The 20,371-nt window shown below is 71.0% G+C and carries 12 protein-coding genes; 9 read left to right on the forward strand and 3 right to left on the reverse strand.

The window, feature by feature from the left end:
• Nucleotides 1–151: 151 nt before the first annotated feature.
• A complete protein-coding gene (locus QSK05_RS17175; protein ID WP_285598237.1) occupies nucleotides 152–1,111 on the forward strand; it encodes a sulfotransferase family protein in 960 nt (319 codons plus the stop codon).
• Nucleotides 1,112–1,200: 89 nt separating this feature from the next.
• On the opposite strand, the gene QSK05_RS17180 is transcribed toward QSK05_RS17175, so the two are convergent.
• Together QSK05_RS17180 and QSK05_RS17185 are read right to left on the reverse strand one after the other, a co-directional pair.
• Nucleotides 1,201–2,250 carry an FUSC family protein gene (locus QSK05_RS17180; protein WP_285598238.1) on the reverse strand — a complete coding sequence of 350 codons (1,050 nt, stop codon included), beginning with the start codon at nucleotides 2,248–2,250 and terminating at the stop codon, nucleotides 1,201–1,203.
• 51 nt (nucleotides 2,251–2,301) lie between these two features.
• Entirely contained in the window at nucleotides 2,302–3,219 is a 918-nt protein-coding gene (locus tag QSK05_RS17185; protein WP_285598239.1) for a hypothetical protein, read from the reverse strand.
• Between the two features lie 168 nt (nucleotides 3,220–3,387).
• Between QSK05_RS17185 and smc the strand changes: the two genes are divergently transcribed.
• The 6 genes from smc (at nucleotide 3,388) to QSK05_RS17215 (ending at nucleotide 16,592) form a co-directional block, all read left to right on the forward strand.
• Complete coding sequence (smc, locus tag QSK05_RS17190; protein ID WP_285598240.1) at nucleotides 3,388–7,278, forward strand: chromosome segregation protein SMC; 3,891 nt, start codon at nucleotides 3,388–3,390, stop codon at nucleotides 7,276–7,278.
• A gap of 537 nt (nucleotides 7,279–7,815) precedes the next feature.
• Nucleotides 7,816–10,326 carry a hypothetical protein gene (locus QSK05_RS17195; protein WP_285598241.1) on the forward strand — a complete coding sequence of 837 codons (2,511 nt, stop codon included), beginning with the start codon at nucleotides 7,816–7,818 and terminating at the stop codon, nucleotides 10,324–10,326.
• A gap of 280 nt (nucleotides 10,327–10,606) precedes the next feature.
• Complete coding sequence (ftsY, locus tag QSK05_RS17200) at nucleotides 10,607–11,827, forward strand: signal recognition particle-docking protein FtsY (protein ID WP_285598242.1); 1,221 nt, start codon at nucleotides 10,607–10,609, stop codon at nucleotides 11,825–11,827.
• A gap of 471 nt (nucleotides 11,828–12,298) precedes the next feature.
• Complete coding sequence (locus QSK05_RS17205) at nucleotides 12,299–13,624, forward strand: ammonium transporter (RefSeq protein ID WP_285598243.1); 1,326 nt, start codon at nucleotides 12,299–12,301, stop codon at nucleotides 13,622–13,624.
• Nucleotides 13,621–13,959, forward strand: a complete 339-nt coding sequence (locus QSK05_RS17210) for a P-II family nitrogen regulator (protein ID WP_231487417.1) — start codon at nucleotides 13,621–13,623, stop codon at nucleotides 13,957–13,959. The genes QSK05_RS17205 and QSK05_RS17210 overlap by 4 nt, the downstream gene beginning before the upstream one ends.
• Before the next feature lie 122 nt (nucleotides 13,960–14,081).
• A complete protein-coding gene (locus tag QSK05_RS17215; RefSeq protein ID WP_285598244.1) occupies nucleotides 14,082–16,592 on the forward strand; it encodes a [protein-PII] uridylyltransferase in 2,511 nt (836 codons plus the stop codon).
• 16 nt (nucleotides 16,593–16,608) lie between these two features.
• On the opposite strand, the gene QSK05_RS17220 is transcribed toward QSK05_RS17215, so the two are convergent.
• Nucleotides 16,609–17,319, reverse strand: a complete 711-nt coding sequence (locus QSK05_RS17220) for a hypothetical protein (RefSeq protein WP_285598245.1) — start codon at nucleotides 17,317–17,319, stop codon at nucleotides 16,609–16,611.
• A 198-nt stretch (nucleotides 17,320–17,517) separates the two neighbouring features.
• On the opposite strand from QSK05_RS17220, the gene ffh reads away from it, so the two are divergent.
• The gene (gene ffh / locus QSK05_RS17225) at nucleotides 17,518–19,119 is read left to right on the forward strand and encodes a signal recognition particle protein (RefSeq protein WP_285598246.1); all 1,602 of its coding nucleotides are present in this window, start codon (nucleotides 17,518–17,520) and stop codon (nucleotides 19,117–19,119) included.
• 138 nt (nucleotides 19,120–19,257) lie between these two features.
• On the forward strand, nucleotides 19,258–20,310 hold the full coding sequence (locus QSK05_RS17230) for an amidohydrolase family protein (RefSeq protein WP_352301670.1): 1,053 nt from the start codon (nucleotides 19,258–19,260) through the stop codon (nucleotides 20,308–20,310).
• Nucleotides 20,311–20,371: the final 61 nt, after the last annotated feature.

Here is a 20,371-nt window from a genome sequence, read left to right on the forward strand (position 1 = left end):
CGGCTGCCGTCGTGACAGGGCGCCATATGCCCGGATCAGCTACGAAAAACAACTACCCATGAGATCGAGTGAAGCACTCGTTCGGCCGCACTACAAGTAACTCTATCGGATTGGTCTAGAATTTCTCCCCACGCTGATCCCGGAGGCACCGATGGCCTTGCCCGACTTCTTCCTGCTCGGTGCCCCCAAGGCGGGGACCACCGCTCTGCACGCCGCGCTGGCACAGCATCCGCAGCTGTACCTGTCTGCGGTGAAGGAGCCGAAGTTCTACCTGTGTGACGGTCGCCCGCCGCCGCGATCCGGGCAGCGAGGGCCAGGCGATGCCCACAGTGCGCAGGAATGGGTGTGGCGCCGCGGTGAGTACGAGGCGCTGTTCGACGTCGCCCCGCCGGGCACGCTCAAGGGCGAGAGCACACCCTTCTACCTCTACGACCGCACCGCCCAGCGCCGCATCCACGCCGATGTTCCGCACGCGAAAATGCTGGTGGTGCTGCGGGACCCGATCGACCGGGCGTACTCGAACTGGATGCACCTGTGGTCGGACGGGCTGGAACCGATCGGTGACTTCGCCGATGCCTGGGCCGCGGAAGACGCCCGGGTGGAGGCCGGCTGGGCCCCGTTCTGGCACTACCGGCGGCTCGGGCTCTACGGCGAGCAGCTGCGCGACCTGATCGATCTGTTCGGCCGGGAGCAGGTGCACGTGCTGCGCTACCGCGACCTGGTCGAGGCCCCGGATCTGGCGCTGGACAAGGTTTCCGCCTTCCTCGGGGTCGACCCCGGGCGGGTGGAGCAGCCGGCCCGGGAGAACTCCCGGCCGTACGTCGAGCCCGGCCGCCGCACCGCGGTGCTCTCGCGGGTCGTGCGAGCCGGTGCGGCCGCGGGCGCCTACGCGCCGCCGCAGGTCTGGAGACGGGCGAGCGAACCGTTGCTGGGCCTGCTGCAGCAGGGCGGGGCCCGGCGCCCGGTGCTCGAGCAGGAGGTGCGCATGCGTCTGGTCGAGGCCTACCGCGAGGACAACGCGCTGCTCAACGAGCTGGCCGGGCAGTCGTTCGGTGACTGGATGGGCACGACCTCACGCGGCCAGTTCGCACCGACGGCGGGGGAGAGCTGAAACCACCACGTGCGCAAGCCGTGGTGACCCGCGTCCTCAAGCCGGAAAGGGGTTGAGCGGCGTGCTCACGCACGGGTTGGTGGGCATGCTCACGCCGGGGGTCGGGGGCGGCTGGTCGCCACGATCAGGGCCACGCCGATCGCCGCCCCCAGGGCGGTCTCGACCAGGCGGTCGGTGCTGGTGGCCAGGGGGTCGCTCGTCACGGCCAGATGCTGCATGAGCAGGGCCAGAGGGGTGATGCCGACCACGGCCAGGCCGTAGTTGCGCATCACGAAGAGCTCCGCCCAGGCCTGGGCGAGCAGGGCGATCACGAGCGTGGTGACGACGTTCGGGTCGAACACGAGGATCGCCAGGCTCAGCAGTACACCGGCGGCTGTGCCCCAGACCCGGTGCAGGGCCCGGGCGACGCGATGGGTGCTGCTGGGGCCGGTGAGCGGGGCCACCGCCGACACCATGGCCCAGTACGGATGGGCGCCACCGATCGCCGCCGCGACGGTGCCCGCGATCGCCGGGCCGGCCGCGTAGGCCAGCAGGTCGCCCCGCACGCCCTGCGCGCCGAACAGTTCCGCCCGGCCCAGACGTACCTTGCCGGGTCGCTTCTCGCGGTGGCGACCGGCCGGGAAGAGCCATCCGGACTGGCCCACGAGCACCGACCAGAGCGCGGCGCAGGCGCTCACGGCCAGGGCGATCGGCACCATGCCCCACTCCTGGGGATGGGACGAACAGGCGCCGACGGCGAAGACGGCGAACAGCGCACCGGGCGGGGCCCACTGGGCCCAGCGGGAGACCAGGTAGGTGGTGACGCTGACCGCGGCCGTGGCGGTGATCGCCAGCCAGGTGCCCCCGATCGCCGCGACCACCACGCCGAGCGTGACCACGCCGACCATGAACGCGCCGGTCTCGGTCTGCATCCGCAGGCGCGAGGAGTACATCGAGTGCCGGCCGTACAGGCTGTTGAACGCGCCGAAGCTGGCGAACAGGGTGAGATCGGAACGGCCCAGGGCCAGGACCACGGCGATCGGCGCCCCGACCGAGAGCACGGCGCGCAGCGCGGCCCAGTGGGCGTGCTCATGGGGCCGGAGCTCGGTCAGTCCCCAGCTACGGACCAGGGCGCGCGGGGTGGAGAGCTCGGTCGGCACCCGGTCATTGTCTCCCCGGGCCGCCAATTCTGCACGGGGTGACAAAAGGGATCAGGCGAGCTGGGTGCGCAGATCGTGCGAGCCGTCGGGCGCAGCGGCCTCGTAGTACAGCCGCCGCGTGCCGTCCGGCAGGTCCACCACGTCGAGGTAGCGCAGGGCCTGGTCGCCGTGCGGGGAACGGGCGATCGGCTGCTCCCCGACGGCGGTGAACGACGCCCCCGAGGCCGGACCCCGGGCCACCCCGGTGCGCTCGAACCAGTTCTCCTCGGAGGTGGCGCGGCCGTCGTAGTAGGCGACGAGACCTTCACCCTGCCCGACCACCGCGGTGACCCGGGCGCCGCGGGCGTCCCAGTGCCCCGCGCGTCCTTCGATCGCCACCGGCCCGAGGTTCCAGACCAGCCCGTCGTCACTGGTGGCCAGGCGGGAGCTCATCCGGTCGGTGGCGTCCGGGTCGTCCAGGGGGTGGCAGCACACCCACATCCGCCAGCCGTTCGCGTCGCGGTGCACGACCGGGTCCTTGAGACCCCACGAGTCGTCGCCCGGCAGGATCATCGTGCGTCGCCCGGTGGGGAGGTCGGCGACCTTGTCAGCGTCCAGCGCCTCGATCCACCAGTGCTTGGAGTTCGGCGTCGAGCAGCTCAGGTAGAGCCGCCAGCCACCGTCACCGGTGGGTAGCAGCGCGGGGCGCTCCAGCGAGGCCGCCCCGAAGATGTCCCGGCCCACGGAGGCCACGGTCTCGAAGTGCACGCCGTCGTCGCTGCGGGCGAGCGTGACCGCCACCCCGCGACCCGCGTCGAGTGGCCGGCGGACCCGGTAGGCCAGCCAGAACACACCGTCCTGGAAACAGACGCTGGGGGCACCCGTCCAGAAACCCGGGCCGGAACCCGGGGCGTCGACACAGACCTGCGACGCGGAGTGGTCCGGCACGGTGATGCCGGACAGTGCCTCGGATGTGGGGGCCATCGTCATAGGGGGCTCTTCCTCCAGGCGGTTCGCCCTCGTCGTGGGGCGGCCTTCCAGTGGGGCGCCCAGTGTGCCAGCACCGCGGGGGAGTATCCGACGACCCGCGGGACGGGTCCCGGTGCTGAACGCCTATACCCTGGGCCTGTCCGCATCAGCGCAAGGAGCCAGACGCCCGTGCACCTGAAGACACTCACCCTGCGCGGGTTCAAGTCGTTCGCCTCCGCCACCACGCTGCGCCTGGAACCGGGCATCACCTGCGTGGTCGGGCCCAACGGCTCGGGCAAGTCGAACGTCGTGGACGCGCTCAGCTGGGTGATGGGTGAGCAGGGCGCCAAGAGCCTGCGCGGCGGCAAGATGGAAGACGTCATCTTCGCGGGCACCTCCGGCCGCCCCCCGCTGGGCCGGGCCGAGGTCGCGCTGACGATCGACAACACCGACGGTGCCCTGCCGATCGACTACACCGAGGTGACGATCTCGCGCACCATGTTCCGCTCCGGCGGCAGCGAGTACGCGATCAACGGTTCCCCCTGCCGGCTCCTGGACATCCAGGAGCTGCTGTCCGACTCCGGCATCGGCCGCGAGATGCACGTCATCGTCGGTCAGGGCCAGCTCGACCAGGTGCTGCACGCCACCCCGGAGGAACGCCGCGCCTTCATCGAGGAGGCGGCCGGTGTGCTGAAGCACCGTCGCCGCAAGGAGAAGGCGATCCGCAAGCTGGACGCGATGCAGGGCAACCTGCAGCGCCTGGCCGACCTCACCACCGAGATCCGGCGCCAGCTCAAGCCTCTCGGCCGGCAGGCCGAGGTCGCCCGCAAGGCTCAGGTGGTGCAGGCCGATCTGCGCGACGCCCGGGCCCGGCTGCTCGCCGACGACCTGGTCACGCTGACCGGGACGATCGCGGCGGAGATGGCCGACGAGGCCGCGGTGCAGGAACGGCGCACGGCCGTCGAGGGGGAGCTGGCCGCGGCCCGGGCCCGGCTGTCGTCGCTGGAACTGGCCGCCAGTGCCGCCTCGCCGCAGCTCACGCACGCCCAGAACACCTGGTACCAGCTCTCCTCGCTGCGCGAGCGCACGCGGGGCACGAACAGCCTGGCCGCCGACCGGGTGCGGCTGCTGTCGGAGTCCGAGCCGGACGACCGGCAGACCGGCCGCGACCCCGACGACCTGGAGGCCCAGGCCGCCCTGGTGCGCGAGCAGGAGGAGCAGCTTCAGGCCGAGGTCGAGGGCGCCAATGAGCTGATGCTGATGGCCGAGGACCGGCGCCGCGAGGCCGAGCAGGCCGCGCGCGCCGAGGAGCAGCGGCTCGTCGAGCTGGCCCGCCGCGCGGCCGACCGGCGTGAGCAGCTGGCCCGGCTGGCGGGCAAGGTGGGGGCCCAGCGCAGCACGGTGGACGCGTCGGCGGGCGCGGTCGAGCGGCTCTCGGGCACGATTGCGGACGCGGAACAGCGGGTTCTCGAGGCGGCTGCGGCTGTCGCCGAGCTGGACGGGGCGGCGGAGACCTCCGAGGACTCCACCGAGGTCGCGGAACAGACCGAGGCGCTGCAGGTCGAGGCCGAGCAGGTCTCCGGCCGGATCGCCGCGGACGAGGCCACCCTCGACGACGCGCAGGCCCAGCTCACGGCACTGAACCGGGAACTGGAGGCGCTGCGGCACACCGAGCGCGAGGCGCACGGTGAGCGCAAGGAGTGGGCGGCCCGGCGCGACACCCTGGCCCTGGGCCTGCGGCGCAAGGACGGTGCCGGGGCGGTGCTCGCCGCCGGCGACCGGGTGCCCGGGCTGATCGGGTCGCTCGCCGCGGTGCTCGCGGTGGAGCCCGGGTTCGAGACGGCGGTCGCCGCGGCGCTGGGCCCGGCGGCCGAGGCCGTGGCCGTCGGTGACCTCGCCGGTGCGCTGTCGGCCCTTTCCTACCTGGCGGAGCAGGACGGGGGGCAGGCGGTGCTGGTGCCGGCCGCGGTCGCCGCGGTTCCGGACGCCGATCCGGCCGGCTGGCCCACCCTGAGCGCCGGAGGGCGCTGGGTGCGCCCGCTCGTGCGTGAGCCCTCCGCCCTGACGTCCGCCATCGATCGGCTGCTGTACAAGGTCGCCGTCGTCCCCGACCTCACCGCCGCGTCCGACCTGGTGCGCCTGTGGCCCGACGTCACCGCGGTCACCACCGCGGGTGAGCTCGTGTCGGCCGCGCTGGTCCGGGGCGGATCGGCCTCCGCGCCCTCCACGATCGAGACCCAGGCCGCCGTCGAGCAGGCCACCGAACGGGTCGCCGCGGCCGGGGAGAAGGCCGAGTCGGCGGGCGCGGCCCTGACCGAGGGCCGTGACCGGCAGCAGGCCGTGCAGCAGCAGGTGCGTGACCTGCAGGGCACGATCAAGCAGACCCAGGCCGACCTGCGCCGGGTGGAGAGCCGGATCTCCGAGCTGGACGGGCGGCGCGCGGCTGCGGCCGCGAAACTCGCCCAGCAGCGCGGGCAGCTGGCCGGCACCGCCCGGGCCGCCGAGGCCGAGGTGGAACGTCTACGCCAGCAGCACGACCGGGCCCAGCAGGCGCAGGAGAATGCCCGCGAGGTCCTCTTCGAGCTGGAGGCCCAGCTCGAGGCGGCGCAGGAGGCCGCCGAGATCTCGGACGACGACGAGCCCGACACCTCCGAGCGGGACCGGCTGGCCGAGACCGCCGCACGGCTGCGCGCCGAAGAGACCGACACCCGCCTGGCCCTGCGCACCGCCGAGGAACGCAGCCGCGCGGTGGCCGGCCGGTCCGAGCAGCTGATGCGCCGGGCCGCCGAGGAACGTGCCGCCCGGGCCCGGGCGGTGGCCCGGGAGGAACGCCGGCAGCGGCAGATCCAGATCGCCCGGGCCGTGCTGGCCGGTGGCGAGTACATGCTGGTGCTGCTGGAGCAGTCGCTGGCCACGGCCGACGGGGAGCGGACGCGCCTCGAGGCCGAGCGGGACGCCCGCAACACCGAGTTGCAGCAGGTCCGGGAGAACGAGCAGAGACTGGCGTCCGAGCAGGCCCGGCTGATCGACTCCGCCCACCGCGACGAGGTGGTGCGCACCGAGCAGCGGCTGCGCATCGACGCGTTCCGCCAGCGCAGTGTCGACGAGCTGGGCATGGACCCGGACGTGCTGATCGACGAGTACGGCCCGCACCAGCTGGTGCCACCCAGCCCCTTGGCCCCGGGCGACCCGGAGCCGGTCAAGCCGCCGGAACCCGTGCCGTTCGACCGCGCGACCCAGGAGAAACGCCTGCGTAAGGCCGAGCGTGGCCTGAACCTGCTGGGCACGGTCAACCCGCTGGCCCTGGAGGAGTTCGCGGCGCTGGAGGAGCGGCACACGTTCCTCAACAAGCAGCTGGACGACCTCAAGGTCTCGCGCCGCGACCTGCTGCAGATCATCGAGGACGTGGACAAGCGGGTGGAGGAGGTCTTCACCCAGGCCTTCAACGACACCGCGCGCGAGTTCGTCGGCGTCTTCCAGCGGCTCTTCCCCGGGGGCGAGGGCCGGCTGATCCTCACCGACCCCTCGAACATGCTGACCACGGGCCTGGACGTGGAGGCGCGGCCGCCGGGCAAGAAGGTCAAGCGACTGTCGCTGCTCTCCGGCGGCGAGCGGTCCCTCACCGCAGTGGCCCTGCTGGTGTCGATCTTCAAGGCCCGCCCCAGCCCGTTCTACGTCATGGACGAGGTCGAGGCGGCGCTGGATGACACCAACCTGGGCCGGCTCATCGGCATCTTCTCCGAGCTGCGGGAGTCGTCCCAGCTCATTGTGATCACGCACCAGAAGCGCACCATGGAGGTCGCGGACGCCCTCTACGGCGTGACCATGCGGGGTGACGGGGTGACGACGGTGATCAGCCAGCGACTGTCGGACGACGAGCCGGACTCGGGTTCGCGGCGGCGGGCCAAGGCCTCGGTGGCGCCTGTGTCGGGTGAGCCTGAGGACGCGGTGAAGCGCCCGGAGGAAACGTCACCTTCGGTTCCGGTGGACCGGGTCATCGATCTGGCCGCGGCCGAGCCGGTGGTATCGATGGAGTCGACGGAGTCAGCTGATGCGGCAGCGACGGATTCGACGGGTTGAGGTGGCGATCGGATCCCGTTGAGGTAGAGATGACATCGTGAAGGCCTTCGGGTGCAGCCCGGGGGCCTTTTCTGTTCTGTCTCGATTGATCCGGTGAGCAGCCAGGTTTCGCGGAGCGGTCACAACGTGCGTCCAGCGGTGACAGTTCCCCTTATTGGCTGGGACTTTTCCGGTAATCGCCGGTGTCGTTCCTGTGACTGCTCCGGTCGGGCGATCTTCTCTCGGCGTTCGGGGTGCGGTCTCCTGACCTGGGTGGTCATCTGAAAGACCCTGTCGGGCAGGGACTTCCGAGGTGCGTAAATGGGCACGAATTCGCCCGGGTGTCCAGAGTGGAAGGGCAAGAGTGACGCGATCGCAACAATTGGCATGCCCGTTCCCATTGGGTCGAAGCGAAATACCTCGTAACGTAGGCATGTGCTTGCCGCAATCGTGGGACTCTTGCTCATCCTGACCATTGCGATCGGATTTCTCTACCTGATCGCCGCACCTCAATTGCGCTCCGGTTCAAGGATTCTCACACCTGAGGGTCAACGGGCCGTGAGTGCGGCCGCAGCCGCGCCCACCGCGGCAGGGCGCGGGACCGCCCGTGGCGCCATTGCCTCGTGGCGGGCATCAATCGCGACAGCCCACTGGTTCCAGCGCATCTGGCATCCGCTGAGCGAGGCGATGCACGCGGGGTTCGACCGGCTGGAAGACCGCCAGGGGGCGACCGGGGGCAAGGGGCTGCCGACCGTCGGCGCGGCCAACCTCACGTCCGCGCTGGGTCACTCACAGCCCCGGGGGCACGCGCGCAACGCCGGCAACGGTGGCAATGGTGGCCAGGAGCGCTCCGCGTCCGCCTGGCTCGGCCAGACCGGTGAGATTCCGGTGCGTGACATCGCGGTGCCCCACGACCCCGAGATGCTCGACGACGGCGACCGTCCGATCGCCGACACCGAGATGACCATGCCCCTGGCCCCGGTCCCCGCGGAGAGCCCGACACGTAGCGCCCTCACCCCGGCCCCGGTGAAGCCGACCACGAAGGGCGCTCGCCGGCCCGAGTCGCAGCCGGTCGTCACCAGCCGCGCCGCTGGCGGCAACGATGCTGGTCAGAGCGGCGTGACCGAGAGCGGTACCGACCCGGTGGAGACCGGTGTGCGGCACACGGGTGCCCCGGCCGCGCCTGCGGCCAAGCCCAAGGGCCCCCGGCGCGACCGGTTCGATGTGGCGGCGATCATCGGTAGCCGTGGTCGTGGCAAGGCGAAGAAGGAGCCGTCCGTGGCGGCGGTCGACCCGTCCGACGAGACGGTGATGATCGAGCCGGTGAAGGCCCGGGTGCAGCAGAAGAAGGTCGCGGCGAAGGCCGAGGTCAAGGCCACGCCCAAGGCCGAGGCCAGGGTGCCCGAGGCCAAGCCCGCCGGGTCTGCTGTGTCTGCCGGTGCCAAGACCCCTGAGCCGGTGGATCCGTCCGACGAGACGGTGATGATCCAGCCGGTCCGCGAACCCGTCGCCACGGCCCAGCCCGAGAAGGCCCAGCCCCAGAAGGCTCGGCCCCAGAAGGTTGAGCCGCAGAGGGCTCAGCAGCGCACGGTCGAGGCGGAGAAGATCGAGAGCCCGAAGGCCCGGCCGCAGAAGGCTCAGCCGGGCCAGGCCGGGCCGCAGCGGGTCGCCGAGGCGCCGGTGCTGTCCGACGAGACCGTCATGATGGCGCCGATCAAGGACGAGGTGGCCGGGTCGGCCACGCCGGTCACGAAGGTGGCGGACGAGGTCCCGGTGCTGTCCGACGAAACCGTCATGATGGCGCCGATCAAGGACGAGGTAGTTGGGGCGCCCGTGCCGTCGCCGGCCAAGGCGTCCAGTCCCGCGGTAGGGGAGGCGGCCCCGGCCAAGGCGTCCAGTCCCGCGGTAGGGAAGGCGGCCCCGGCCAAGGCGCCCAGTCCCGCAGCAGGGAAGGCCGCCCCGCCCAAGGCGTCCAGTCCCACAGCCGGGAAGATCACCCCGGCCAAGGCAGAGGTGCTCAAGGTTGCGCCGGCTGAGGTTGTGTCGGCTGAGACGGAGCCGGCCAAGACGGAGCCGGCCAAGACGGAGCCTGGGAAGACCGCGCCGAGCACGACGGAAGCGGCCAAGAATGCGTCGGCCAAGACCGTGCCGAGCACGACAGAAGCGGTCCAGGGTTCGCCGGTCAGGTCCGAGGCTCCGGTGCTGTCCGACGAGACGGTGACCATGGCACCGATCAAGGACGAGGTGCCGGTAGCGGGCAAACCCACTGCCGGCAGTTCGGTGGCGGACAGGGGGGTGACGGCCGGCTCGGCGTCCACCAGGTCCGCGTCGTCGGCCGGGAAGCCGACGGTGGCCCCGGCCAAGGACGAGGTTGCCGAGCCCAAGACAGGCGTGCCGGTCGAGAAGGCCGACCGGGCCGACCGGGCCGACCGGACTGCGTCGGCGGAAGCGATGCCCGCGCCGTCCGACAAGACTGCGGTGATGGCTCCCGTGGAGGAGGCGTCGTCCCGGACCGCCGGGCCGGAGACGTCCGCGCAGAAGGTTGCCGACAAGGCGGCGGCCGCCCGGGTCGCGGCGTCGGCGGGCGCCGACGAGACCGCTGTTTTCGCCCCGGTGCGTGAGCCGGTCCTGCGGGCCGGGAAGAAGGCGCCCGCCCAGCCGACTCCTTCGGCGGCCGCGACCGAGGTGATGAAGCCCGTCGGTCAGGAGCCCGCGGCGGAGACCGAGGTCATGCGCCCGGTGCACGAGAAGCCGGTGGCTGCCGAGACCGAGGTCATCAGTCCGGTCCGGGAGGTGACTGCGGCCGACGCCACCGAGGTCATGCGGCCGGTTCCCGAACCGGGTCCGGTCGGGGAGACGCCCGTCGCCGAGCAGCAGACCGCGGTGATGGCACCGGTCCGCGGGGGCAAGGAGGCGGCGTCCGACGAGGCCGCGGCCGACGAGACCGCGGTGATGGACCCGATCGACGCGACGATGACCGGGCCGCAGAGCACAGGCAACGCGCGTAACAACAACCGCTCGCGGGGCAAGAAGGCGCGGGGCGGGGGCAAGGTGCGTCACGGCCGCTGAGGCCGTGGTCAGCGGCCGGTAGGCGGGTGCTGGTCGTTCCCCCAAAACGTTCGTGATCACGCAAAGTGTCCCCAGACCCACCCTTCGGTCCGGGGACACTTTGCATGATCACGGGCAGGGGAAGAGGGGTGTTTCTCCTGCGGTGTCCGGGGGACTCGCCGGGCTGGGGGACACCCGCCACGGGCGGGACGGCGGACGGGCTGGCATGCTCGGGTACGGCCGAAACGTCATCGGCGCCGGGGATCCGGCGCCGTCCTGTGCCTGAGGAGGCTCGTCCGGAGTGGACACCGTCCAGTGGATCATTCTTGTCGCGATCGTTGCGCTCGCCGGACTCGGCGGCACGATCGGGCTTGTCGCGGGTCGTGGGCGCCGGCAGCCCCCGCTGCCGCCGGGCGGTGGGGGCACCACGACTCTGGAACGTCCCGCACCGGAGGAGGGGGACGGTGACCGCTCCGGTGACGTCGACGTCCTCGATGCTCCGACCGCGACGCCCGGGACTCCCGCGACCACCGGCGCACCGACCGCCGAACCGGAGCTGCTCGAGCCCGAGGCCCCCGCGGTCGAGCGGCCGGAGGCACCGCAGGGCCGCCTGACGCGGCTGCGTGCCCGTCTCGCCCGCTCGAACAATGCCCTCGGTCGGGGCCTGCTGGAACTACTCAGCCGCGACAAGCTCGACGCCGACACCTGGGACGAGATCGAGGAGACGCTGCTCCTGGCCGACCTCGGTGTCGACCCCACCACCGAGCTGATCGACCGGCTGCGCGAACGCGTCGCCGTGCTCGGCGTGCGGGACACCGAGCACGTGCGGGAGTTGCTGCGGGAGGAACTGAAGGCGCTCGTCGACCCGGGCGAGGGTATGGATCGCTCGCTCGCGATCGATCACGCGCCCGGGCGTCCGGCGGTCGTGATGGTCGTCGGCGTCAACGGCACCGGTAAGACCACCACGGTCGGCAAGCTGGCCCGGGTGCTGGTGGCCGAGGACAAGGACGTGGTGCTCGGCGCGGCCGACACCTTCCGGGCCGCGGCCGCCGACCAGCTGGCCACCTGGGGCGACCGGGTCGGCGTACCGACGATCCGTAGCGACCGGGACGGCGCCGACCCCGCCTCGGTGGCGTTCGACGCGGTCAAGGCCGGTATCGAGTCCGAGGCCGATGTCGTGCTGATCGACACCGCGGGGCGTCTGCAGAACAAGGTCGGTCTGATGGACGAGCTGGGCAAGGTCAAGCGGGTCGTGGAGAAGCACGGACCGGTGGACGAGATCCTGCTGGTGCTCGACGCCACCACCGGCCAGAACGGCATGCAGCAGGCCAAGGTCTTCAGCGAGGTGGTCAACATCACCGGCATCGTGCTGACCAAGCTCGACGGCACGGCCAAGGGCGGCATCGTGGTGGCCGTGCAGCGGGCACTGGGAGTGCCGGTCAAGCTCATCGGCCTGGGCGAGGGACCTGACGACCTGGCCCCGTTCGACCCCGACGCCTTCGTGGACGCGTTGCTCACATAACGGCGCCGTCACCATCGGAGCGGGTCCGTCCCCGGAAGGGGCGGGCCCGCTCCGTCGTTTGCCGGGATCGTCAGGAAATGGCCGCCGGCGCAACGGCCAACTGCCCGGAGTGGTTGAGCCAACACGGATTTGATCTCTCCGTGACGCGCAGCTCGGTAGAGCATCGTTCTGGTCACCGTTCCGTCACAGCTGCCTAGGCTGACGTTGTCGGCCCTCGCGCACGGACGCCCGAACGGGCTAACCCCCAGGACGAGTAACTGAGCGGAAACAACACCGCAGCAAACGTTACGACGGGGAAACCCACCAGGTGTCGCGAGGAAACCGATTCACAGCAATTTTTTCCTTGAGCGAGCGGCCCCGTTGTGGGTCGCAGTCAGTCGTCGTCACCCTGCGCTGCCGACGGCAACTGCTCGATGGTCCCGACGACGGCCCCTTCACTGGGGGCAGTTAACTCACTTTGAAGGGGTGCGGATGGATACCGGCGCAACCGCGTGGGTGATGACGAGTGCTGCGCTCGTTCTGCTCATGACTCCCGGTCTGGCGTTCTTCTACGGCGGCATGGTCCGCACGAAGAGCGTTCTCAACATGATGATGATGAGCTTCAGCTCGCTGGGCATCGTCACCGTTCTGTGGGTTCTCTACGGCTATTCGATGGCGTTCGGCGACGACGTCGGCGCCGGTCTCCTCGGCAACCCGGGTGACTACCTGGGCCTGAAGGGCCTCATCAACGACGTCGGCTCGATCCCGACCCTGGCCTTTGTCGGCTTCCAGGCCGTGTTCGCCATCATCACCGTCGCGCTGATCTCCGGTGCGATCGCCGACCGGGCCAAGTTCGGCGCCTGGTGCGTGTTCACCGTGGTCTGGGCGACGATCGTCTACTTCCCGGTCGCGCACTGGGTCTTCGACTTCACGCTCACCGATGAGGACACCGGCGCGGTCACCCACACCGGTGGCTGGATCGCCAACAACCTCGCCGCGCTCGACTTCGCCGGTGGTACGGCTGTCCACATCAACGCCGGTGCGGCGGGCCTCGCCCTCGCCCTGGTGCTGGGCAAGCGCGTCGGCTGGCCCAAGGAGCCCATGCGGCCCCACAACCTGCCGTTCGTGATGCTGGGTGCCGGTCTGCTGTGGTTCGGCTGGTTCGGCTTCAACGCCGGCTCGGCCCTGGGCGCCAACGAGACCGCTGCTCTCGCCTGGGTCAACACGATCGCCGCGACCGCTGCCGCGATGCTCGGCTGGCTGATCACCGAGCGCTTCCGTGACGGTCACGCCACCTCGCTGGGCGGCGCTTCCGGTGTGGTTGCCGGTCTGGTCGCCATCACCCCGGCCTGCGGTTCGGTCAACCCGATCGGTGCGCTGATCATCGGTGTCCTCGCCGGTGTGTTCTGCGCACTGGCCGTCGGCCTGAAGTTCCGCTTCGGCTTCGACGACTCGCTCGACGTGGTCGGCGTCCACCTGATCGGTGGCCTCTGGGGCACCCTGTCGATCGGCTTCTTCGCCACTCACACGGCTCCCGCCGCGTTCGACAACGACGGTCTGCTCATGGGCGGCGGCGTCGAACTGCTCGGTAAGCAGGCCCTGGCCGCGTTCGCCGTGCTTGCGTACTCGTTCATCCTGACCTACATCATTGGTCTGATCATCCAGAAGACCATGGGCTTCCGCCTGGACGAGGAGTCCGAGGTCGAGGGCATCGACGGGCACGAGCACGCCGAGTCCGCGTACGACTCCTCCACCGGTGGTGGCTCGACCCGTCCGGTGGCTGCTGCCGCCAAGGCTGAGAGCGAGGTTCCGGCATGAAGCTGATCACCGCAGTGATCAAGCCGCACAAGCTCGACGAGGTGAAGGCTGCACTGGAGACCTTCGGGGTCCAGGGCATGACCGTCAGTGAGGCCAGCGGCTACGGCCGTCAGAAGGGCCACACCGAGGTCTACCGCGGTGCTGAGTACACCGTGGACCTCGTCCCGAAGTCCCGTCTCGAGGTGCTCGTCGACGACACCGACGTGGCTGACGTCGTCGACGTCATCACGAAGGCCGCCGCCACCGGTCGTATCGGTGACGGCAAGGTCTGGACGACGCCGGTCGACGACGTCGTGCGGGTCCGCACCGGCGAGCGCGGCGCGGACGCCCTGTAACACCCTGGTTCACCGGGCTCCCGGCACCCCCGAAAGACGAGGGGGTGCCGGGAGTTTCCCGATGCCAGCGGATCCCCGCCGACGCACCGCCCTGACGCGGGCGTTGGGACGAAAGGTGAACGGTGACGGCTGGCCAGTTCGAGGGCCTGGACGACGGTCCGAGCGAGAACATCCCGCACGACGACGATGAGACCGCGGAAGACCGGGCCCGCGCGGTCGCTCACGCCGCCCGTGACCTCCGCAAGGAGCGGCTCACGCTGGCGCTGCGGGGCGGAACGGCCGGCCCGGAACGGCGCCGCGCCATGACCGCGATGGTCGAGAAGGCCCTCCAGCTGGACTGGGCTGCCGCTGTCGCCCCCCTGAACGACCGGCCCAGACGCCGTCGGCAGAGCGGTCTCGACGGCCTGGCGCTCGCCGCCGTCGGCAGTGTTGCCCGCGGTCAGACCGGCCCGGCCAGCGACCTGGACCTGGTACTCCTGCACGACGGTCGCCGGCTTCCCGCCGACGAGGTGGGCGAGCTCGCCCAGCGACTCTGGTACCCGTTGTGGGACGGGGGACTTCGACTCGACCACTCCGTCCGTACACCTAACCAGTGCCGTGAGGTCGCGTCCGCCGACCTGTCCGCGGCCATCGGCCTGCTCGACCTGCGCGTCATCGCGGGTGATGCGGCCCTCGTGGTGAAGACCCGTACGTCGCTGCTCAGTGACTGGCGCGGTGGGATCCGCCGCCGCCTGCCGCAGCTGCTGGAGAGCCTGGACGAGCGTGCCGAGCGTTACGGCGAGGCCGCCCACCTGCTCGAGCCCGATCTCAAGGAGGCCCGCGGCGGGCTGCGCGACGTCACCGTGCTGCGGGCCCTGGCCGCGAGCTGGGTCACCGACCGGCCGCACGGATCGGTGGACGAGGTCCACGAACTCCTCCTCGATGTGCGGGACTCCCTCCAGGCCGTCACCGGCAAGAACAACGACCGGCTCCTGCTGCCCGAGCAGGACTCCGTCGCCGTGCTGTGCGGTCTGACCGACGCCGATGAACTGCTGGCGCGGGTTGCCGACTGCACCCGGTCGATCGCCTACGCCGTCGACGTCACGGCCCGCCGGGCCCGGCAGTCGCTGCCCACACGTCGTCTACGCCCGGGCCCGCGTCGTCCCCGTCTGCGTCCGCTGGGCCACGGTCTGGTCGAGCACGACGGTGAGGTCGTGCTCGGCGTCGGTGTCGAGGCCGCCCAGGATCCGGTGCTACCGATCCGCGCGGCCGCCACCGCTGTCCGCGCCGGGCTGCCGCTGAGCCCGGTCACCGTCGAGCACCTGGCGCAGGACTGCCCGCCCCTGCCCGACCCGTGGCCGACCGCCGCCCGCGAGGAGTTCGTCGGGATGCTGGCCGGTGGCCCGAGCCTGGCCCAGGTCTGGGAGTCGCTCGACCGCGCCGGAGTGATCGCCCGCTGGATCCCCGAGTGGACAGCGGTGCGGAACCGACCGCAGCGCAACGCTATTCATCGGCATACCGTCGACCGGCACCTGATCGAGACGGTCATGCAGATCCAGGGGGCGCTGCGCGACACCTCGCGTCCCGACCTGCTGGTGCTCGCCGCACTCCTCCACGACATCGGCAAAATTGCCGGAGCGCAAGACCATTCGATTGCCGGTGCACCCATTGCCGGGAAGGTCGCACGCCGGATGGGGCTCAGCGAACAGGACAGTGAGCTGATCGAGCGGTTGGTGCGCGAGCACCTGACCCTGATCGAGCTCGCCACCCGTCGCGACCCGGACGATCCGCGCACCGTCGAGGCGCTCGTCGGTGCGGTCGGGGAGCGCCAGGAAACCCTGCATCTGCTGCGGGCCCTCACCGAGGCCGACGCCACGGCCGTGGGCTCGGTGGCGTGGACCGCGTGGCGGGCCCGGCTCGTCGACGACCTGATGGCCCGCGCCGCGACCGCCCTGAGCGGTGAGGAGCCGCCCGGCCCGGCGCCGATCGCCCAGGCCGAGGTGGAGCTGGTGCGCACCGTGCTGGCCGACGGCCGCCCCCGCGTCGCCGTCACCCCGATGGACGAGTTGTTCACCGTCACCGTCGTCGCCCCCGACCGCTCCGGTCTGCTGGCCGACATCGCCGGCGTGCTGGCCAGTTTCCGGCTCACCGTGAAGTCGGCGCTGGTGCGTACCGTGGGCTCCGACCATCTCGGTGAGGCTGTGGAGGGCGACCATGACATCGATATCGCGGTCGACACCTGGTGGGTCGAGAGCCGCGGCGACATGCCCCCGCCGGAGCTCCTGGAGCAGCACCTGCGCCGTCTCAGCGAGGGCGACCAGAGCGTGCTCGATCCCCTGATCCGCCGCGACGCCGGCTTCCGCAGCCGCGCCGGTGCGCCCGCGCGTCCCCGCGTGGTGCTCCTGCCCGGTGCCTCGGAAGACGCCACGGTGCTGGAGGTCCGCGCGGCCGACCGCCCGGGCCTGATGCACGCCATCGGCTCGGCACTGGCCGGCGTCGGCGTGGACCTGCGGTCGGCCCATGTCGCCACTCATGCGGGACAGGCCGTGGACGTGCTCTACGTCTGCGAGCGTGGCGGCGGCCCGCTGGCCCCACCACGCGTGGCGGAGACGGTGTCGGTGCTGGTGGACGCGGGATCGGTGCCGTCGGCCTGAGGGCCGGAAACGGTCCCTAGGGGCGGTTCGCGGTGTCCGGGCCCAGGCAGATCCGGTAGCCGTCGAGCAGTACGCTCGTGGTGGTGGTGCCCTGGGTGACGTCACCGCCAGCTGCCCCGTCCACGCACATCGAGTCGCCGTACATGGTGCCCCGCCAGGTGAGATCCTCTCCACCGCTGAAGCTCGCGGTGAACGAGCTTCCGCTCACCGTGCTCCGCCGGCCGCCGACGCCGGCCACCAGGTCCTGGTCGCAGCGGCCGAGCCGCATCGACAGTTCCCATTCGCCCCGGACTGGTTCGCCGCAGGTCTCCGTGGCCCAGAACTGAGTCAGGGCCACGGCATCGATGTCACTCTCCGCCACTCCTTCGTTGCAGGAGTCCTTGGCCCGGACGCCGATGCTCGTGTTCGAGAGCCTGGGGTCGGTCCAGCCCGGGCCACCCAGGCTCCAGGTAGGGGACCTGTACCTGGCCGTCATCGTGCCGGCGAGCGTCAACTGGAGGCAGTGACCCAGGTCTTCGGACGCCACCTGCTGAGTGATGGAGTAGTCGCGCGTGTAGACGCCCGCCGCGATTCCGCCGCCCGCGTTCCAGGGGTGGGTGAAGCCCGCGGCCACGACCAGGGCGACGACGAGGGGAGCGATGACGGCGAACGCGATGAGCGGCCCGCGGCCCGATCGGCCTCCGGGCCCGGTGCTGTCGTCGTGGCACTGCTCGACGTTCACGGTCATGCTGGGGATCCACCTCTCGTCAGAACCGGCCGAGGCGGTCCGGCGCCTTCGTCAGGACCCTTGGACGGCCCCTGGCCACAGGACGTTGCACTCCTGTCCGAGGAAGATCTCACCACCCGGAAGATCGCGCACGGCTGTTCGTCGCCACCTCGTGGTGCTCGCGGACGTTCCGCGCTCCGCAGCCATTAAGCTAAGAGGGTGTTCGCCACCCTTTCCGATCGCCTGACCGCCACCTTCAAGTCGCTGCGTGGCAAGGGTCGGCTGTCCGAGGCCGACGTCGATGCGACGATCCGTGAGATCCGTCGCGCCCTTCTGGATGCCGACGTCGCCCTGCCGGTGGTGCGGCAGTTCACTGCCCGCATCCGGGAGCGCGCGGTCGGGATCGAGGTCTCGCAGGCCCTGAACCCCGCCCAGCAGGTCGTCAAGATCGTCAACGAGGAGCTCGTCGGCATCCTCGGTGGCGAGACGCGCCGGCTGCGCTTCGCCAAGAACCCGCCCACGGTGATCATGCTCGCCGGTCTCCAGGGTGCGGGTAAGACGACGCTGGCCGGGAAGCTCGGTCGCTGGCTGCGCGAGCAGGGGCACACGCCGCTGCTCGTGGCCTCCGACCTGCAGCGCCCGAACGCCGTCACCCAGCTCGAGGTGGTCGGGCAGCGCGCCGGGGTCCCGGTGTTCGCGCCCGAGCGCGGTGTCTCCGAGGGCCAGGGTGTGTCAGGCACCAGCCAGGGCGACCCGGTGAAGGTGGCCCGCGACGGTGTGGCCTTCGCCCGCGACAAGCACCACGACGTGGTCATCATCGACACCGCCGGTCGTCTCGGCGTCGACGGTGAGCTGATGCAGCAGGCGGCCGACATCAAGGCCGCGACCAGCCCCGACGAGGTGCTGTTCGTCGTCGACGCGATGATCGGTCAAGACGCGGTCACCACGGCCATGGCCTTCATGGAGGGCGTCGGCTTCACCGGTGTCGTGCTCTCCAAGCTCGACGGTGACGCGCGCGGTGGTGCGGCGTTGTCGGTGGTGGGCGTGACCGGTCAGCCGGTGATGTTCGCCTCCACCGGCGAGAAACTGGAAGAGTTCGAGCTCTTCCACCCCGACCGGATGGCGTCCCGCATCCTCGACATGGGTGACATCCTCACTCTGATCGAGCAGGCCGAGAAGGCGTTCGACGCCGATCAGGCCGAGAAGATGGCGGCCAAGCTGGCCGCCGACGAAGACTTCACGCTGGAAGACTTCCTCGCCCAGATGGCGGCCCTGAAGAACATGGGCTCGCTGAAGAAGATGCTCGGCATGCTGCCGGGCATGGGCGAGCTGCGCGAGCAGCTCGACAACTTCGACGAGCGTGAGATGGACCGCGTCGAGGCGATCATCAAATCGATGACACCGCTGGAGCGCCGTCAGCCCCGGGTGCTCAACGGTTCCCGGCGGCTGCGTGTGGCCAAGGGTTCCGGCACGCAGGTCAGCGAGGTCAACACGCTGATCGAGCGTTTCGGTGAGGCGCAGAAGATGATGCGCGCCATGCGCCGCGGCGGGGGGATGCCCGGCATGCCGGGGATGCCCGGCATGCCAGGGATGCCGCCGGGCATCGGTGGCGGCAAGAAGGGCAAGGGCAAGAACACCGCCCCGCGCAAGGGAAAAGCCAAGTCGGGCAACCCGGCCAAGCGCGCCCAGCAGCTCGCCGACGGTGGCAAGAAGGGGCCCGCGGGTCAGCCTGGCGGAGCCTTCGGCGTGGGTCAGCCGCCGGCCATCGACCCGGCGAACCTCGAGCTGCCGCCCGGTTTCGAGAAGTTCCTGGGCCGCTGAGGTCATAGATCGACAATGATGGACGTCGTGGTCGCCCGGCGCTGATCGGCCCGGGCGACGCGGTGGTCGGGCCGAGGGGGCGGTGCTCGCGTGCAGGCGATCCGGTTGTCCGGCCCGGTGCTCATCGGGCCCGACGAGATGCACGACGGCGCCTGGATTCTCGGGGGCCGGATCACCTTCGAGCGCCCCACCGGTCCCGGGCTGGACGAGACGGTCGTCGACGGCTGGGCCATTCCCGGTCTGGTCGACGCCCACAGCCATGTCGGCCTCGACGCCCACGGCGCGGTCGACGCGAAGACCAGCGAGCAGCAGGCGCTCGCGGACCGCGACGCCGGGGCCCTGCTGCTGCGTGACGCCGGGTCGCCGGCCGACACCCGCTGGATCGACGATCGCGACGACCTGCCGGTGATCGTGCGGGCCGGGCGGCACATCGCCCGCACCCGCCGCTACCTGCGCAACTACGCGCACGAGATCGAGCCGGAACAGTTGCCCGCGATGATGGCGGCGCAGGCCCGGTTCGGCGACGGCTGGGTCAAGATCGTCGGCGACTGGATCGACCGCGACACCGGCGATCTCGCACCCTGCTGGCCTCTCGACGCCCTCACCGCGGGCCTGGCCGCGGCCCACGCCGAGGGCGCCCGGGTCACCGCGCACTGCTTCGGTGAAGACTGTCTGCCGGATCTGCTCGCCGCCGGTATCGACTGCATCGAGCACGCCACCGGTCTCGGCGACCACCCGCGCACGCACGCCGCGAGAAACGGCGTGCCCATCGTCCCCACTTTGATCAACATCGCCACCTTCCCGCAGATCGCGGCGCAGGCGCAGGAGAAGTTCCCGCTCTACGCGGCCCACATGCTCACGCTGCACCGGCGCCGGTACGAGACGGTGCGTGCGGCGTACGAGGAGGGCGTGCCGGTCTACTGCGGAACGGACGCGGGTGGTTCCCTGCCGCACGGACTGATCGCCTCCGAGGTGTCCGAGCTGCACGTGGCCGGGCTGCCGCGCACCGCCGCGCTCGACGCTGCCTGCTGGTCGGCACGGACCTGGCTGGGCAAGCCCTCCCTGGCCGAGGGCGCACCCGCCGATCTGGTGGTCTACGAGGCCGATCCCCGCCTGGATCTGCGGGTCCTGAGCGCGCCGAGCGCGGTCGTGCTTCGCGGAGCTGTGACATCTGGCAGAATGGTCGGCTGAACCCGGCCGGTGCGGACCCTCTCACCGCAGGCGTTGCCGAGTCCAAGGCTCATCCGATCCA

This window comes from Kineosporia sp. NBRC 101731, assembly GCF_030269305.1.
Lineage (GTDB): Bacteria > Actinomycetota > Actinomycetes > Actinomycetales > Kineosporiaceae > Kineosporia.